Source organism: Aeoliella mucimassa, assembly GCF_007748035.1.
GTDB lineage: Bacteria > Planctomycetota > Planctomycetia > Pirellulales > Lacipirellulaceae > Aeoliella > Aeoliella mucimassa.
In genome coordinates this window covers 5,038,306-5,052,675 of the sequence record NZ_CP036278.1, presented here as the reverse complement: position 1 = coordinate 5,052,675, position 14,370 = coordinate 5,038,306, and the positions used below count along the sequence as shown (strand labels likewise).

Genomic DNA, 14,370 nt, shown 5'->3' with positions numbered 1-14,370 from the left:
GAGAGAATCGCTCAAGACATGCAGCAGCCTTTGGACCGCTAGAGAGCGCGCACCGGTAGCCTTCGAATCAGATCCGCCAGACGCAGAGTCGTTGTTGGGCGCCGTCGGAGAGAAGAGTCGCGGATAAAGATTCCTGGCGACCTGTCGGCAGTTTGCAAGCTTCGTCGTTGCAGAGTGCCAACGAATCGCCGACCATTGTTAGCTTAAGTACTAGCTGTTGAGCGACTGGTTGCTGCTCGGGCGAGGGAATCGCCGGAACTCGGTCCGACAGCCCGCAAGTGCATACATCCAGTAATTCCGGGGCCACGTCTTTTTGCTCTGTGTTGAGCGATTCTTGCTCGCAGCAGCTCTTTGCCAGATCTTGCTCAGGCTTCGCGGTTGCTTGCTTCGGTGGGCCGCAGCAGCAACAGCGATCGTCCGGTCCATTTACCGCACAGCACCCACACCCTTGGCAGGTGGTGGACTCGGCTGGCTGGGCCTCGCAGTCCATTCGCGTTGCAGCCGGCAATCCAGCGGCCGGCAGCAACAACGCACCGGTTACGCAAAGATTAACGGCTAATCGGAATGAACGGGATTTCATCATCGAGAGGGACGATAGGTTAAAGCGTGTTTCGCGACAACAGGAACATTATCGCGTGGACGGCTAGCCTAATCAATGTTAGCTCGAAACCGCCTTTCATAAAGTCCCTTTTTACGAAAGCAAGCTCGTGGCCCCCCCCAGAGTCGCTGTTTTCTGCTGGATTCTGGCCGCTACGCTACTTGCGTGCGGATGCCGGCAGGACCCAGTATTCCAAGCTGCAGTCGACACTACCGCTCCTCCCACTGTCGTTGCTGGTGACGAGGAATCGTCGGACCTTCAACTGGTGCAGCACGAGATGGCAGAAGGGGAGGAATCCATCGTCCAGCTTCCCGAGAGCCCGATCAGCGAGGCGCGACCAGTCGATTACTATGTCAGTCTCGCTCGCTCCACTCATCCCAGAATCCAGGCAGCTCGGGCGCGAGTCGCCGCGGCGAGCCAACGGGTTCCTCAAGCCGAATCGCTAGAAGACCCGCTGCTGACGAACAGTTTCTATCCGATCTCCGACCAAGCCCTGCAAACTGCCGCTGGCCGCGCCGGCAACACGCTCTCGGTTTCCCAGAAATATCCCTGGCCAGAAAAGCGGTGGACAAAGGGAGAGATCGCCAGTCGCGAGACTCAAATCGCCGCCTCGATGCTTGAGAAGACCGAGCTGGAAATCGAGGAGTCGGTAAAGCTCGCGTACTATGAACTCTGGTTTGTGCAGCGGGCCATTTCGATCAACGAGAAGAACCGAGAGATTGCCGTTGAGCTGATCACGCTCGCCAAGGCTCGCAATCAGGCGGGCGGTAGTCAGCAGGACGTCCTTCGGGCGGAATTGCAAGTCGACAACATCGACGACCAGCTTATTCAGCTTCGGCAACGCAAAGGTCTGGCCCAAGCTGACTTGGCCGCGCTCATCCAGCAGCCAGCCGCCGAGGGCATCGTCGCGGTCGACCAATTGGATAGTTCTTCGACCTACGACGAGGTGGATGCCCTGTTTGCAGCAGCAGCCGAGTGCAGCCCGAAGCTCCGCGAGCTTCGTTGGGCAGTGTCGCGGGACCGCGAGAAGCAGAAGCTGGCTTGCCTGAACACTCGCCCCGACTTCGTGTTGGGGGCCGGCTGGCAGTCCATCACTGAGACCGATGCCGTGTCGCCAGTAGCGAATGGCCGCGACAATGTGAACTTCATGGTAGGGGTAACGCTTCCCGTCTGGAGAGACCGAATCGACGCCTCGATTCGCGAAGCCTCGGCCGCGGTGTCCGCTTCTTCTCGCGAGTATGACGCCGCGCGGGATGATACCTACCGAGAGATTCGTCGACTTACCGAGCAGGTGTACGCTGCCAGTGAGCAATTGCGATTGTACAACGAGCGAATCTTGCCCCGAGCAAGAACCGCTCTGCAACTTGCCTCGGCCGACTACCGCGGCCGCCTGGTCGACTTCGGCGAAGTGACCGACGATTTCTCCGACGTGCTGATGATCGAACTACAAGTCGCCCGAGCCGAGGCCACCCTCGCGGGAGCGATGGCCCAACTGCACCGCACCGTGGGATGCGAAGTCTCCTTGCCAGCTCAACTTTAATGGCGTAGCCTGTTGCCGAACTGGATTTCGTATTACTTGCGCGAATCAGGGATCTTGGCAACAGTGCCGATGCGTCGCTTAGGTCCAAAACGGCGGACAGATGAACACGTTGTCGACCCTTCCGGCGACGACCGCCAGTAGCAGTGCGAAGCTCTTGGCCGACGAGCAGGTGCATTGGGACAACACCGCCAGCTTTTCACCGAAGTACGTCGACCACTCTACCCGGACCACTAAACCTTAAGCCTTGGGCACGTACGAGAGCGAACCGATGATTTCACTTGGCAGCGTACTAAAAGGGCCTGAGTTATCAGGTTCCCAAATCGACAGTGCGATAATGGCGGCAACCAAGGCGGCAGCAGAACTTCGAGGGGAGTTCAAGTTCGGCAGCAGTCCCGCTGTGAATGTCGTGTTTCACGTGCCAGGGAGTACGGGAAGTCCTGACTGGGATGGACTGCAAAACACCAAATTTTCGCGTCAGCAGCAGCTGCTTATGGTTGTGGTTGCGGTACCTGAGAACATTGTTAATTCTGCAAATCCCGAAGACTTTGTGATCAAAAGTCTCTACGGCGCCAATGCTGTTGCATTCGAGTTCTTCCGACAGAAGGACATGGATTTTCCGTTAGTAGAGGCGGAGCAACTGGTAGCAAGCATCAAGGCTCGCATAACATAGGCAGCGTAGCTTAGACTCCATTACCATCGCTCACACGATTCGGACAGTCACCTCATCGCTTGTGGCAGAAGGGGGCACTTAACCATTCTAGTGCCTAATCGCCATGAGTGATCACTGCTCCTTTCTGAGGACAGAAAAGCGGACATTCAACGCCTCTTCGGCCCATTGTTTGCCCAGTTGAGTGTGTGGGGGTGTGTCCGGTCAGCAAGACCAAGACGCAAGTGGTTGGGAATTCGTTGCGCCGAGATTATCTGCAACGGACAGGACCTGTGTGAGGTCCTCGGCGGGCGCAGCGGAGCCTGAAGGAGGGTGGCCACGACAGGCTATCTTTTCTTATCAGTTTTTGCTGGAAATTGGCCACCGGTGGTGTTCTAATGGATAGGTGGTGTGTGGTCCGTTGTTAGTCGTCAGTAGTCCGTTGTTGGAGGATGGAAAAATGTAACCGAGTGAACATGAAATTCAGTGAAACCATCTGCCACGCAAGCGCGCTGTAGGAGCGGTATCTGACCGCGATGGCCCTTGTGTTGGGTTCGCTGCTGCGCGGGTGTCAAAACTGTAGGCTTTAGGCTGTAAGCGGTAGGCTGAGATCTTTCAGTCGCTGGAAGCTCCCGTCAGGATGACATTCCGCTATCCCAAATCCCCAATTGTCTGCCAACTCAAAATACTTTCCCACCCATGGGAATCTATTTTAGGCACTTTCCGTGGAGGTGTTGATGCAACTTCTTACTGGTAAACGACTTGCGATATATTCCCAGCGAGAGAATAGATTCCCACTCGATGCGTTTTGGGAAATGGGAATCTATTCGAGCGCGAAAACCACTGGTTTTGTAGCGTGCGTGCAGATTCAATTTTCCCATTGGTGGGTAAATTGGGAATCTATTCGTCGAAGGTCTCCTGTGGACCTACATACAGTCTGCTTGCATTTGCAATGAACCTGCAATTGGGGTACTTTTAGAGTCCTCTATCTCACCTGTTTTCTCGGACTCGCGTACCATGAAATCCGCCGACCAAGACTTCACTGTTGCCTGGGCAAAAGGGCTCTTAAAGGGGGCGGGGCTGCGGAGCACGGCAGCTCGCGTTGCGGTGATTCAGCAACTTGGCAGAATCGGCACTCCGGTGAGTCACGCCGAGGTGGTGGAGTGTCTCCGTGACTTTGGGTTCGACCAATCCACCATCTTTCGTTGCTTGCAGGAGCTATCCGACGCAGGTCTGGTGATTCGACTCGACCTTGGGGATCAGGTTCGCAGGTTCGAACTGCGCACCACGGAAGGTGATCAGGAGCTAAATCACCCGCACTTCATGTGCGTTGATTGTGGCACGCTCTCGTGTCTTGAGGAGTTCACCTTCTCGCTTTCCCCCAGTCGAGGCCCACGTCGCAACAAGATTGGCGAGATTACCGAAGTGCTTCTGAAGGGGCACTGCGGCAACTGCCTCGCGAAACAATAGATGCTTGCTGGGCGTACTTGCAATTCAATTGCACGTGGGTAATAATTTCGCGTGTTGTGTGGCTCTGTCCCCTGGCGAGATGTGCGCTGCGAGTCGAGTGTGAAGTGTATCTGAGTGTCACTGCGCGCATGCGCTGGGGCTGCCCGTCTGCTTGCCATCCTCGCTGCAATTCGACGCTCGCGAACTTCTCGCATCTAAGCCACGCCCGACGAACACAATAAACGCAACTCCAAATTAGGAACTCTTGATATGAATAAACTACCTGTCACGGTACTCTCCGGATTCTTAGGAGCCGGAAAGACCACCGTTCTGAATCATGTGTTGGCAAATCGCCAAGGATTACGCGTAGCGGTGATTGTCAACGACATGAGCGAAGTAAACATCGATGCTTCGCTCGTGCGTGGTGGTCAAGCCTCGTTGAGCCGAACTGAAGAGAAGCTAGTCGAAATGACGAATGGATGCATCTGCTGCACACTACGTGAAGATTTGCTCCAAGAGGTCGCAGAATTGGCCAGGGAAGGCCGCTTTGATTATTTGCTGGTCGAATCGACCGGCATTAGCGAACCGATGCCGGTTGCCGAAACGTTTACTTTCGCCAACGAAGAGGGGCAGAGCCTGTCGGACGTGGCACAGCTCGACACGATGGTAACCGTGGTGGATGCGTGCAACTTCTTTCGAGACTTTGGATCGTCTGAAAGCCTCGTCGACCGCCGCATCGGGCTAAGCGACGAAGACGAGCGGAACATCGTCGACCTGCTGACCGACCAGGTCGAGTTTGCCAATATCATTTTGCTGAACAAGTGCGATCTGATCGACGAAGTGGATAAGAAAACACTGCTCGGAGTGCTTCGCAATCTCAACCCGAAGGCTCGCATCATCGAAACCGTGCGAGGGCGTGTCGAACCTTCGATGATTGTCGGCACCGAGTTGTTTTCGCTCGATGAAGCGAGTGCCCAGCCAGGTTGGTTGGAAGTTCCCCGTGGTCAGGAGCAGCCAGAAACCGACGAGTACGGTATCACCAGCTTTGTCTATCGCGCGCGTCGTCCGTTTCACGCTGGTCGCCTGTGGGAGAACCTGGATTATGTGGATGGCATTCTCGCTGGCGTGGTACGCTCCAAGGGATTTCTCTGGCTTGCTTCGCGTCACGACCAGGCGTTTACTTGGTCGCAGGCGGGCGTCTCGGTGCAACTCAATCCAGCGGGCATCTGGTGGGCAGCAGCACCCGACGATGCATGGCCGCTCGACTCTCCGGAGAATGCTGAGATACTCGAGGAAATCAAGAAGGAGTTTGAGGGCCCCTATGGCGATCGCCGGCAGGAGATTGTGTTCATCGGGGTCGACATGGACCGACCGGTCATTGAGTCGTTGTTGGAGGAGTGCTTGCTGACGAACGACGAATTGAGCCAAGGCCCCGCTGTCTGGAGCACCTATGAGGATCCGCTGCCGACATACGAATGGGGTGAGCCCGATGTGGTAGCCGAGGAATAGGCTGGTCATCGCGTCCGGCGAAGATTCATGCGGAACTACCAGGCAGGCATTGTTGGTCGTCGAGACGGCCAGCAATGCCTGTTTTGCTCTTCCTCTTCTTTCGGAACTTGCTATTCCGAGCAACGTGGTGGCTTTGCTATGGTTCCGATTCGCGACATGCGGTCTTAAGAAGCTACCTAAGCAGCTTGCTCTCGATCGGTTGCGATGTAGAGTACTCGTGCACTGCCCGTTTCGGGATCGATAAGTACTGGTTTTATAGTGATTGTCGCTTGGTGGGATTCTCCGCTCCGTTGGAAGGGATGCCAGTCGATCGGATTGCCATACTTGCCGGCAGGCAACGTGGTAACGGTATTCCGTGTGATGAAAGATGATGTCACTTAGCCGATAAGTCCCACATCGGGGCGACAGTGGTTTTGTTGCTGGCGGGCCAGATGCTAGCAATGCAGGCAAGATGGGGCGGTGAGTGATGGGCGGTTTCGTCGGAAGCTGATCAGCAAATGCGAACGACTTGTTTAATTAGCAATTTTAACTATCGCAGTTTTGTGTGCGAAGCAGTCGATAGTGCGCTCGACCAATCGGTCCCCTTCGATGAGATCGTCGTGATCGACGATGGGTCGGAAGACGGTAGCCTTTCGCATCTCAAGGAACACTATCGCAACGAGTTGCGGGTGGCCGTGTTCGGTAAGGCCAACGGCGGGCAGCTTTCCACCTTCAATAAGGGGTTTCAGCGGACCACCGGCGAAGTGCTCTTCTTCCTGGACGCCGACGATCGCTATCGCCGGCAGTATGTCGAGCAAGCGCTCGATGCTTACCAACAGCACGAAGCCGACTTCGTGATTGCAGGAGCCGCGAACTTTGGCTGCGATCGTCTTGGCCAACGCAAGACAGCGCCACGACGCGACCTTGGTTACTCCACCATTGCTACCCTGCTTGGCAATGCGTACGTGGGGGGACCAACGTCGGCGCTTTCGATGCGGCGGAGCATCGCTGAGTTGGTGCTGCCTTATCCGGCCGAGAGCGAATGGCGTACCCGGGCCGACGACGTGCTCGTACTGGCCTCATCGATTGTCGGTGCCCGCAAGTTTCATTTAGGAGAGTCGCTCATCGACTATCGGGTGCACGAATCGAATCACTTTGCAGGGCAGCAGTCGGATAGCGTGACCAAGCTGCAGCACGCCATGGCAGTGAATCGCTTGAAGCAGTGGTACGCGAATAAAATGGGATATGGCGTCGAGAGTCTTGCGCCGGCATTGCATCGTGAGTTCCAGACCATCCAGCGCCCAACCCTGCAGCAATGGCGGAGCTATATGTCGATTTCGTGGCACACTCGTATGCCATGGCTGGTGCGAGCCAGGCACTTTGGCGAGACCGTAAAGCACTATTGGAGCCAGCGTTTGCGGGGACTCTCGACTCCGAAATCGAACAATGGCGAGGCGATATCGCCTGAAGACCTGCCGAGTTCCGAATCGGTGGCCCGCCAGGTAGCCTGACCGCTGATCGCCATCATTCTCGGCTCGTCCGGCGAATGCTCGTCCCACTCAAACCCTGCTCGCAGCGGACGTTTAGCGAACCCCTGGGCACTTTCACGGGTCTGTTGGCCATCCGAAAGCGTGGCTCCCTCCTGTAGCGATGGGCCTCGGAAATCGCTAAAATCAGATGCTTTATCGAGCGTTTGCGTCCGTTTACTTTGAGCGAAGGTTGTCATGAAAACTCGTGTTGCGATCCTTGGAGCCTCCGGGTACACCGGTTTGGAACTCGCAAGACTACTACTCAGGCATCCTGCGGCGGAGATCACCGCGCTCGGTACGCGTTCGGAAGAAAGCCCACACGTGTCCGAGGTACATCCCTCGTTGACTGGTCAGCTCGACCTGCGCCTCGAACCACTCTCGGCCAAGCAGCTCGCCGAACGGGCCGATGCGGTATTCTGTTGTTTGCCACATGCGGCCAGTGCCGAGGCAGTGGCTGGGTTGCTAGCCGAAGGACTCAAGGTGGTCGACCTGAGTGCCGACTACCGACTGCGCGACGTCGCGGTGTACGAAGAGTGGTACAAGGTGACCCATCCCGATCCCGGGCGGCTGGCCTCGGCCGTGTATGGCCTGCCCGAATTGTACCGCGATCAAATCAAGCAAGCCGACTTGGTAGCGAATCCCGGTTGTTATCCGACGTCGGCCATTCTTGCACTATATCCTTTGCTAAAAGCTGGCGCGATTTCCGGTGAGGGAATTATCGTCGACAGCAAAAGCGGTGTCTCAGGCGCTGGTCGTACGCCGAAGCCGGCGTTCCACTATCCTGAGTGCAACGAAAGCCTCTCCGCCTATGGCGTCGGGACCCATCGTCACATGCCGGAGATCGATCAGTTTCTCACTGAAGCGGCCGGCAATGCGGTGGAAGTGATATTTACCCCTCACCTGATACCGATGGATCGTGGTATTCTAAGCACTAGCTATGCGTCGCTTGCCAAGGGTACAGATACCGGTGGCTTGCTCGAAGTGCTGCGAGAGTTTTATCGCGATGAGCCCTTTGTGGATGTCATCGACACGCTGCCGGCGACCAAGCATGTTGCGTTTACCAATCGCTGTCATGTGACCGCCCGAGTGGTTCGCGGCCGAGCGGTGGTGGTGAGCGCGATTGATAATTTGATAAAAGGTGCGAGTGGTGCAGCAGTGCAGAACTTCAACCTTATGTTTGGACACGACGAGATCGCAGGGTTAATCTAGAACCTCTCCATTCCTAAATACTGCCCTTAGACCCTAACCATTTATGACCGCTCGATTCCCCACCGGATTTTCAGGTAGCGCAGTTCACGTTGGCATTAAGAAGATGTCGACCAAGGAGGACGTCGCGCTCGTGGTATCGGACCGCGCGGCCGTGGGAGTGGGAGTCTATACCCAGAATCTAGTTTGCGCCGCGCCGGTCGACTTCGATCGGCAGTTGACACCGAGCGAGACAATTCGCGCGGTCGCTATCAATTCGGGCGTGGCCAATGCCTGCACCGGTCAGCAAGGTGAAGAAGATTGCCAGGAAATGGCCCGCTTGACTGCCGAAGCCTGTGGCCTCGACGAGCGGCAAACCTTGGTGCTCTCCACCGGCGTGATCGGCGTGCACCTGCCGATGGAGAAAATTGCCAAGGGAATTAGCCTGTCGTCGGCAACTCTAGCCAACGACAACGACGCCCTCGAACGAACCGCGCGAGGTATGATGACCACCGACACGGTCACCAAGATTCGAGGACGCGACTTCAAGGTGGACGACGTAGCTCTGAACGTCACTGGTCTGGCCAAAGGGGCGGCGATGATTGGTCCCAACATGGCGACCATGCTGGCCGTGGTGATGACCGACGCGAACGTGACGATGCGCGACGCCCATCAGGCGCTCAAGGACGCGGTAAGCGAAACCTTCAACTGCATTAGCGTCGACGGACACACCAGCACGAATGATAGCGTGCTGCTCTTGGCCAACGGCGCGGCCGGCGGCCCGGTGCTCTCGGGTCGCGGGCTCGACATGTTCCGGACGACGCTCTTCGAAGTCTGCGAAGACCTGGCCCAGTCGATTCCAGCCGATGGCGAGGGTGCCACCCATCTGGTCACGGTCGAAGTGCATGGCTGTCGCACGCGGGCCGAGGCGGTGAAGATTGCCAAGACCATCGCCGATAGCCCGCTCGTGAAGACGGCTATCGCTGGTGCCGATCCGAACTGGGGCCGAATCGTTTCGGCCGCTGGTTATGCAGGGGTTTCGTTCGACCCCCGCAATGTAAGCCTGCATATTAATGCCATGCTGGTTTACGAACGCGGCGCACCGGTCAAGTTCGACGAGCAAGTCGTATCGCAATCGATGGCAAGCGAGAAGGAAATCAGCCTGCTGCTGATTCTCGACGAAGGTTCGGCCGCCGCTCGCTTCTGGACTACCGACCTTACCGCCGAGTACGTTCGCCTGAACGCCGACTACACCACATGACGGCTCTGATCCGAATCCGCCAAGCTGTGCTGGCACTGGCCATCGTATTCGTCGTGGCCGTGGTGGGGCACCACTGGCTTACTGGTAAGCCGTGGTTGGAGAGTATCTATTACTTCGTGATCACCGTGTCGGGTGTCGGATACACCGAGGAAAGCGGCGTCGAACCAAAGCTGCAGCTCTTCTCGATCTTTGTCATCCTGATCGGCATGTTCGTACTGGGTTACACCATTACGCTGCTATTGCAGGTGATGATCGAAGGCCAAATCAATCGTATGTTGGGTATTCGACGCATGAATCAAGAAATCGAAAAGCTGAAGGGGCACACCATTATCTGCGGCCTGGGACGCATGGGGCAAACCTTGGCCGACGAGTTCGATCGCCGAGGTGTGCGCTACGTGGTGGTCGAGCACGATAACGACGCTGCCATCGCCGCCCGGGCGGAGAACATGCTGGTCGTCACCGGCGATGCCCTCGACGAGGAAACCCTGATGGCCGCCGGCATCGAGCGGGCGGCTACGTTTGTTGCCTCGTTGCACTCCGATGCCGACAACGTGTTTCTCACCCTGACTGCTCGCAATCTGAATCCGGAGCTACGCATCATCGCCCGCGGCGAGCTTTCCACCACCGAGAAGAAGCTTCGCCAGGCGGGGGCCAACGAAGTGGTGCTGCCCGCGCTGATCGGAGCCCGCCGGATGGCAGCCATGGTCACCCGTCCCCACACGGCGGAACTCATGGACCTGATGGCCGGCAACAAGTCGATGGACGCCGACCTGGAAGAAGTGCTGATCACCGACGAAAGCCCGATTCTCGGCCAGACCATCCGCGAGATAGCGCTCCGCAGCACCCACCAAGTGCTGGTGATTGCCATTCGCCGGATCGACGGGGAGATGCTGTTTGCACCGGACGCGAACACCCAGTTTGAAACTGGGGATACGATGATCGTAATGGGCCGGCACACGGACATTGTGAACTTCAAGAAGGCGAATAAGGTCTAAGTTGGGCGTCTGGGGTGTTCGGGTGGTCTGGGGGTGCTAGCACTCCAGCGATCCATCTTGCGATTTGCTCCGTACTGTTTTAAGTGTTCGCGGTCGCGGAGAGCGTGCGTTAAACTGCACCTGTTCTGACGGTTGTGACGACAAGTGCAGGCGAGAAATTGCGGGGGCACCCTCGCTTGAGCATGGGAGACCTTACCTATGACCTACAATCAATCAAGGTCTTTTCTACCGACGGCGACATCGAGGTCGTTGTTAGCTCATCAAATTAGGAGTCATCGGATGGTATTGCGCACCCATAAGATAATGCTACTCAGAACATTCGCTACATTCGCGGCCATGTTGGCCTTGGCTTCTAGCTCTTCGCTCCTCGCTCAAGAGGAGGAAGCAAAAGAAGAGCACGCCGAAAAGCTGGCTTCGTACGTGACTCCCCTTACCGAGCCCAGGACCGAGCGGCAAAAACACCCGCTCTATCCGGCGCTCAAGTTGGCCGAAGAGTCGCTGCAGTCGATCAACGAAAACGTGCAAGATTACACCTGCAATATCGTTCGTCGCGAGCGGATCGAAGGCCAACTGCGTAGCTATGAGTTCATGCGTGCCAAGGTCCGTCACCCGCAGCAGAGCGACGAGACCGACGTGCCGTTCAGCGTGTATCTGCGATTTGAAAAGCCTGCGTCGGTCGAAGGTCGCGAAGCGCTGTACGTCGAAGGCGAGCATGCCGGCAAGGTGTTTGTTCGCCGCGGCGGGCAGCGGATGTCGTACATGAGCACCTACATCAAGCCCGACAGCCCGTTGGCGATGAGGGAGAACCGGTACCCAATTACCGACATCGGTTTCAAGCGCATGATCGAGCGACTCGTCGAGGTGATCGAAAACGACATTCAATACGATGAATGCGAAGTAAAGTACTTCGAAGGGGCCAAGGTCGGCGATCGTAAGTGCACTCGCATCGAGGTGATTCATCCGGTTAAGCGTGATCACTTTACCTTTTACCGTGCGATGGTGTTCGTGGATGACGAAGACAAATTGCCGGTCGGTTACGCGGCTTACTATTGGCCTCGCGAAGAGGGAGGTCCGCCTCGCCTGCTCGAAGAGTACATCTACACCGACGTAAAGCTGAATGTTGGACTCACCGACGAGGACTTTGATCGCGATAACCCCGATTACGAGTTTAGCCACGAAAACGAGGAAGAAACCGCCGAGGACGAGTAGTCGATCCGTCGCGCCTGCGAGCCATCGCTCGGTGGTTTGCGGCTTGCCTCGGCTTGATTCTCCTGCATCCGGTAGTACACTTGAGGGCTTACCAGCCGTTTCCCGCGAGAAACTCCCATGACCCAAGTCCGCCAAATAACCGATCGGCCCACTGCGATTCGCGGTCGAATTATTATTGGCAACCCACGGCGGTCTTAGGGCGGTACGGCAAAACCCGGTACAATCCCAACCCTGAGGCCACAAGCCTCGGGGTTTTTTTGTGGACTCGCCGGTCGACGTAAGAAGCTGGCACTGCGTTTGACGAAAACAAGCTGATAGCCAATGAGGCAAAGGCTCGAAACCCGGATCACTACTCCCTGACCCCTGTCCCCCGACCCCTGAATCCTCCCCATGCACATCGAAATCTACGACACGACGCTTCGCGACGGCGCCCAAGGTGAGGGTGTTAATTTCTCGCTGGAAGACAAAGTGCTCATCGCCCGGCGGTTGGACGAGATGGGATTCGACTTCATCGAAGGGGGATACCCGCTTTCGAATCCGAAGGATGCCGAATTCTTCCAGCGCATGGTGGCCGAGCCCCTTAAGCACAGCAAGGTCTGCGCGTTCGGCATGACCCGTCGCAGGGGGGTGAAGCCGGCCGACGACCCCGGCATGAAAGCACTCATGGAGTCGCAAGCTCCGGTGATCACCATCGTCGGCAAGACCAGCGACTTTCACGTGAAAGAAGTGCTGCGGGTGTCGGAGCAGGAAAACATCGACATGATCGCCGAGACGGTCGAGTATTTCGTGCAGCAGGGCCGAGAGGTGATTTATGATGCCGAGCACTTTTTCGACGGCTGGAAAGCCAACGCGGAGTACGCCGCGAAGACGATCGCTGCGGCTGCTTCGGCCGGGGCGATGCGTATCGTGATGTGCGACACCAACGGGGGGACCATGCCGGAAGAAGTCGCCCGCATCGCCGGCGAGGCGGCCGCGAAGGTCGATAAGCCGCTCGGCATTCATACGCACAACGACTGTGAACTGGCCGTGGCCAATTCGCTGGCCGCGATCGACGCCGGCGCGATCCACGTGCAAGGCACCATCAACGGCCTGGGCGAACGGTGCGGCAACGCCGATCTGATTTCGGTGGTCGCTAATCTGGCCCTCAAGAAACAAGGCTACGAAGTGCTCGAGCAGGGCGAGCTCGATCACCTTACCGAGCTGTCGCGCTACGTGTACGAAATCGCCAACATGAGCTACCGCATCAACCAGCCGTTTGTCGGCTCGAGCGCGTTCGCTCACAAAGGTGGCATGCACGTTCACGCGGTCAACCGAGTCGCCGAGAGCTACGAGCACATCGCCCCCGAGACGGTCGGCAACGAGCGTCGGGTGCTGGTGAGCGAGTTGTCGGGGCGGTCGAACATCATCGCCATGACTACCAAACACGATATCGACGAAGACAAGGCGCTGATGGATCGCATCTTGCGCGAAGTGGTCGACAAGGAGAATGCGGGCTACCAGTTCGAATCGGCCGGCGCTTCGTTCGATTTGCTCGTCAAACGCATCTCGGGCACCTATGCTCCTCACTTCGAATTGGTGAAGTTCCACACGTCGGTCGAAAGCCGAGGAGGCCAGCCGGTGACCGAGGCCACGGTGAAACTGCTGGTCGACGACCAGGTGCGACACGAAGTGGCCGAAGGCGATGGTCCCGTGAACGCGCTCGACGCGGCACTGCGAAAAGCCCTGAACGGTTCGTTCCCGAACCTGCGGGGCATGCAACTGGTCGATTATAAAGTGCGGGTCATCAACAGCGAGGCAGCCACCGCGGCCAGCGTGCGGGTGGTGATCGAAAGCCGCGATGCCGATGGCGAAGTCTGGGGCACCGTCGGGGTGGACGAAAACGTCATTCAAGCCAGCTGGGACGCCCTGGTCGACAGCATCGAATACAAGCTTTGCAAAGACGAGGGGAAAATGGCGTAGCGTAGCGTAAACTGCGATTTGCTTGATACACTTCGAGCGTGGGGTAGAAAACAGCAATGGATTACACCATACATAACGTGAACGATTCCCTCGACGCCGCCATTCAGGAGCGGGCGCGAGAGGAGTCGAAGTCGGTAAATGTCGTGCTGCTCGAAGCACTGACACGTGGGCTATCGTCCAAACCATCAGCCCCGGTGGCCGGAGAACTCGCCGACATTTTTCCGGGTGTTCCGCTGGAACCTGAAGTTCTGAAGGCGATAGGAGATCAGCGTCGTGTCGAGCCGGAAATCTGGCAGTAGAAGCAGGTGAGTCGTGCTGTTGTTGGCCGACGAATCGACGACTCACTACTACAGCGATTTGTTTGTCGCTCTCAGGAAGTTGGGTAAGCAGATTCCCACGAACGACCTGTGGATCGCCGCCCTGGCATTGCAGCACGACCTGCTGCTCTACACCCGCGATGTCCATTTTCAGTCGGTTCCGGGGCTTAAACTCGTGGATTGAGGACTGTTGG

The 14,370-nt window shown here is 57.1% G+C and carries 14 protein-coding genes; 13 read left to right on the top strand and 1 reads right to left on the bottom strand.

Features of this window, described 5'->3' with window-relative positions; translation table 11 throughout:
• Positions 1–67: 67 nt before the first annotated feature.
• The gene (locus tag Pan181_RS19795; RefSeq protein ID WP_145249378.1) at positions 68–583 is read right to left on the bottom strand and encodes a hypothetical protein; all 516 of its coding nucleotides are present in this window, start codon (positions 581–583) and stop codon (positions 68–70) included.
• A gap of 124 nt (positions 584–707) precedes the next feature.
• Here Pan181_RS19795 and Pan181_RS19790 point away from each other — a divergent pair, with 124 nt between their 5' ends.
• From Pan181_RS19790 to Pan181_RS19735, 13 genes are all read left to right on the top strand, one after another.
• The gene (locus Pan181_RS19790) at positions 708–2,138 is read left to right on the top strand and encodes a TolC family protein (RefSeq protein WP_145249377.1); all 1,431 of its coding nucleotides are present in this window, start codon (positions 708–710) and stop codon (positions 2,136–2,138) included.
• A 100-nt stretch (positions 2,139–2,238) separates the two neighbouring features.
• On the top strand, positions 2,239–2,379 hold the full coding sequence (locus Pan181_RS26260) for a hypothetical protein (RefSeq protein ID WP_197528531.1): 141 nt from the start codon (positions 2,239–2,241) through the stop codon (positions 2,377–2,379).
• A gap of 27 nt (positions 2,380–2,406) precedes the next feature.
• Positions 2,407–2,808, top strand: coding sequence for a hypothetical protein (locus tag Pan181_RS19785; RefSeq protein WP_145249376.1), 402 nt, complete (start codon positions 2,407–2,409; stop codon positions 2,806–2,808).
• 993 nt (positions 2,809–3,801) lie between these two features.
• Entirely contained in the window at positions 3,802–4,254 is a 453-nt protein-coding gene (locus Pan181_RS19780) for a Fur family transcriptional regulator (protein ID WP_145249374.1), read from the top strand.
• Between the two features lie 249 nt (positions 4,255–4,503).
• Positions 4,504–5,742, top strand: a complete 1,239-nt coding sequence (locus Pan181_RS19775) for a GTP-binding protein (RefSeq protein ID WP_145249372.1) — start codon at positions 4,504–4,506, stop codon at positions 5,740–5,742.
• Positions 5,743–6,239: 497 nt separating this feature from the next.
• Positions 6,240–7,232, top strand: coding sequence for a glycosyltransferase family 2 protein (locus Pan181_RS19770; RefSeq protein WP_145249370.1), 993 nt, complete (start codon positions 6,240–6,242; stop codon positions 7,230–7,232).
• Positions 7,233–7,445: 213 nt separating this feature from the next.
• On the top strand, positions 7,446–8,459 hold the full coding sequence (gene argC / locus Pan181_RS19765; RefSeq protein WP_145249368.1) for an N-acetyl-gamma-glutamyl-phosphate reductase: 1,014 nt from the start codon (positions 7,446–7,448) through the stop codon (positions 8,457–8,459).
• 103 nt (positions 8,460–8,562) lie between these two features.
• A complete protein-coding gene (argJ, locus tag Pan181_RS19760; RefSeq protein WP_231943650.1) occupies positions 8,563–9,696 on the top strand; it encodes a bifunctional glutamate N-acetyltransferase/amino-acid acetyltransferase ArgJ in 1,134 nt (377 codons plus the stop codon).
• Positions 9,693–10,691, top strand: a complete 999-nt coding sequence (locus tag Pan181_RS19755) for a potassium channel family protein (RefSeq protein ID WP_145249364.1) — start codon at positions 9,693–9,695, stop codon at positions 10,689–10,691. Before argJ ends, Pan181_RS19755 begins: the two co-directional genes overlap by 4 nt.
• Before the next feature lie 303 nt (positions 10,692–10,994).
• Positions 10,995–11,900, top strand: coding sequence for a DUF1571 domain-containing protein (locus tag Pan181_RS19750; RefSeq protein ID WP_197528530.1), 906 nt, complete (start codon positions 10,995–10,997; stop codon positions 11,898–11,900).
• Positions 11,901–12,290: 390 nt separating this feature from the next.
• Positions 12,291–13,859, top strand: coding sequence for a citramalate synthase (gene cimA / locus Pan181_RS19745; RefSeq protein ID WP_145249361.1), 1,569 nt, complete (start codon positions 12,291–12,293; stop codon positions 13,857–13,859).
• Positions 13,860–13,915: 56 nt separating this feature from the next.
• Positions 13,916–14,158 (top strand): hypothetical protein, encoded by a 243-nt coding sequence (locus Pan181_RS19740; RefSeq protein ID WP_145249359.1) that lies wholly within the window; start codon positions 13,916–13,918, stop codon positions 14,156–14,158.
• Between the two features lie 13 nt (positions 14,159–14,171).
• Positions 14,172–14,360, top strand: coding sequence for a PIN domain-containing protein (locus Pan181_RS19735; protein WP_145249357.1), 189 nt, complete (start codon positions 14,172–14,174; stop codon positions 14,358–14,360).
• Positions 14,361–14,370: the final 10 nt, after the last annotated feature.

Bases quoted from the DNA above. Each gene is read 5' to 3' on its own strand.
- Pan181_RS19795 (WP_145249378.1), bottom strand. From the start codon at position 583: ATGATGAAATCCCGTTCATTCCGATTAGCCGTTAATCTTTGCGTAACC.
- Pan181_RS26260 (WP_197528531.1), top strand. From the start codon at position 2,239: ATGAACACGTTGTCGACCCTTCCGGCGACGACCGCCAGTAGCAGTGCG.
- Pan181_RS19785 (WP_145249376.1), top strand. From the start codon at position 2,407: ATGATTTCACTTGGCAGCGTACTAAAAGGGCCTGAGTTATCAGGTTCC.
- Pan181_RS19780 (WP_145249374.1), top strand. From the start codon at position 3,802: ATGAAATCCGCCGACCAAGACTTCACTGTTGCCTGGGCAAAAGGGCTC.
- Pan181_RS19775 (WP_145249372.1), top strand. From the start codon at position 4,504: ATGAATAAACTACCTGTCACGGTACTCTCCGGATTCTTAGGAGCCGGA.
- Pan181_RS19770 (WP_145249370.1), top strand. From the start codon at position 6,240: ATGCGAACGACTTGTTTAATTAGCAATTTTAACTATCGCAGTTTTGTG.
- argC (WP_145249368.1), top strand. From the start codon at position 7,446: ATGAAAACTCGTGTTGCGATCCTTGGAGCCTCCGGGTACACCGGTTTG.
- argJ (WP_231943650.1), top strand. From the start codon at position 8,563: ATGTCGACCAAGGAGGACGTCGCGCTCGTGGTATCGGACCGCGCGGCC.
- Pan181_RS19755 (WP_145249364.1), top strand. From the start codon at position 9,693: ATGACGGCTCTGATCCGAATCCGCCAAGCTGTGCTGGCACTGGCCATC.
- Pan181_RS19750 (WP_197528530.1), top strand. From the start codon at position 10,995: ATGCTACTCAGAACATTCGCTACATTCGCGGCCATGTTGGCCTTGGCT.
- cimA (WP_145249361.1), top strand. From the start codon at position 12,291: ATGCACATCGAAATCTACGACACGACGCTTCGCGACGGCGCCCAAGGT.
- Pan181_RS19740 (WP_145249359.1), top strand. From the start codon at position 13,916: ATGGATTACACCATACATAACGTGAACGATTCCCTCGACGCCGCCATT.